At 20.4% G+C, this 2,173-nt stretch carries 3 protein-coding genes; all 3 read right to left on the minus strand.

Features of this window, described 5'->3' with window-relative positions; translation table 11 throughout:
* A partial coding sequence (locus HCG70_RS17205) for an acyltransferase family protein (protein ID WP_221698075.1) occupies positions 1-582 on the minus strand: 582 nt, incomplete at its 3' end.
* 67 nt (positions 583-649) lie between these two features.
* Positions 650-1,642, minus strand: coding sequence for an acyltransferase (locus HCG70_RS17210; protein ID WP_196048871.1), 993 nt, complete (start codon positions 1,640-1,642; stop codon positions 650-652).
* A 110-nt stretch (positions 1,643-1,752) separates the two neighbouring features.
* Complete coding sequence (locus tag HCG70_RS17215) at positions 1,753-2,076, minus strand: hypothetical protein (protein ID WP_221698076.1); 324 nt, start codon at positions 2,074-2,076, stop codon at positions 1,753-1,755.
* Between the last annotated feature and the right edge of the window lie 97 nt (positions 2,077-2,173).

Consider the following 2,173-nt stretch of genomic DNA (forward strand, 5'->3'; position numbering starts at 1 on the left):
GAAAATACTATATTGAATTGCTCTATTAATTTGAAATATGTTGGTGAAAAATCCTGAAGAAATATATAATATACTAAATAATATTAAATTTAATATTATTGAATATTTTTTATTCAATATAAACTTTTCATACAAATAAAATATTATAAATATATCAAATAACATTAATAAATACCATAAATGCCCGGTATTTAATCCTAATATAAAAGATTTTATATTACTAAATATATTTCCTTCTGTCATTCCTATAATATACTTTATTGGAATTGAGTAAAGTATCCCTACAAATAAAAAAGGTAATATTAATCTCTTAAGTTTATTTATTATTAAGACTTTTAGACTACTATATTTACCTTTATTAATTCTGCAATAATAATAAATTGCTCCTGAGACAAATACTAACATTGGTACATGAAATGTATATACATATGATGCTATTAAAGCATAGATAGGTGAATTGACTGGTGATGTAAATACCCATCCTCCTGTATATATTGATGTACAATGACCTATAACAACCAATAATATTCCCATTACTTTTAAATAATCTAATTCTTTTAAAATTATTTTTTCATTATTCATTTTTATTTTCCCCTTATACTTATACCATCTATATTTCCTAAATTATACTTTATTTTATTATTAAAAATCACAATTGACATTTTTTTATAATATTAGAAATAGCTATTGTTATAATAAATGTTACTATTAGTAATACTTTTTCGTTAAATTTTAAATATACCCTACATTGTGATATTACAAATTGATGAATCATATAAAATTCAAAACTAAATTCAGAAATCTTTAAAAATAATTTATTTCCTAAGAATCTAGAAACTATCCCCTTTTCATAATAAAAAATAGCCATAATTAACAATATTATTGGCAAATAATATACTCCCCATTTAAATGCTTGCGGAACATATTTTGATAAAAATAAATATTGAATTGTAAATATTATAACTAATGTCATTTCAATAAAAGATAAGTTTTTCAATTTTATATTCCTATGTTCATTAATGAATGCAGCTAAAAGCATACCTTGGAAAAAATCTAAACTTCTAAACAATGGATTTATATAAAATAACCATTGATTTATAGAACTATTTCGTCCTAAAAAAACACAAATTAGTTGAAAAACATAAATAATAAAAATATTTCTTAAAATATTTTTATTATTTATCTTAGACATAAAAGTATATGACAATAAATAACAAAATGCTAATACAGAAATATACCATCCTACACCATTAAAAGAAAAATACACAATACTTGTTGGTATAAAGCTTTGTATTAACATAAAACTAGGAATACTCAAAATAGTCCATTTAAAAATTTTTTCTGATGTAACATTTACTATAAATACTATAACTATCATTATTGCATATAGTGGATATAATTTTTTTATTTTATTTAGCATGTACTTAAAACTTTTCCTAATATTTAAAGAAAATTTATCATTTTTAAGATTTCTAAAAGTTAAAAATCCAGATAATACAAAAAAGAAAGTAACAGCAAAATATCCATCTGAAAATAATTTATTGTAAATCCTTCCCCCTATTCCTTGACCATAAACTTTAAAATGAAAAAAGAAAATGAATAACATAGCTGTTACTCTTAATCCTTGAAAACTCTTTATCATTCCAATTATTACCCTGCAAACATACCCAATTTTATCATTCTATTTTCTTCTAAATGTTAATAAACTTACAAAATCAATACATAATTAAATTTCTATAAATAACTTAATATTTAAGATAATTTTAATGTTTCTTTTCTACTAGATCTTCCTAATATCCAAGGTAAATAATTATTTATTAAATATATTATTGGTATTTCTAATAGTATATTTATTAAAAATATAACAAAAGATATACTCATATTATATCTTTCATATTTCGTAAATACTTCAATTATCTTAATTAATATTTGATGAGTTCCCATTATTATTAAAGTGTTTTTTCCTAAGTAACTTAAAAACTTAATATTATTAAATATATTTTTAAATAAATAAATTAAAGCTATTGAACCTATTAAAGAGTTTAATACATATAAAATTTTATTATTAAATTTCAATCCCCATAAATCTACTCTACCCAGGTATAGAATTTGCAACTGTAATTTTCTTATTTGTTTGTGGATTAAACTCCTTTAAATCAAATTTCTATTTTGC

This window comes from Clostridium sp. K04, assembly GCF_019734375.1.
In the GTDB taxonomy this organism is placed as follows: Bacteria; Bacillota; Clostridia; order Clostridiales; family Clostridiaceae; genus Clostridium; species Clostridium saudiense.

Coding starts and splice junctions, on each gene's coding strand:
- HCG70_RS17210 (WP_196048871.1), bottom strand. CDS start 1,642: ATGATAAAGAGTTTTCAAGGATTAAGAGTAACAGCTATGTTATTCATT.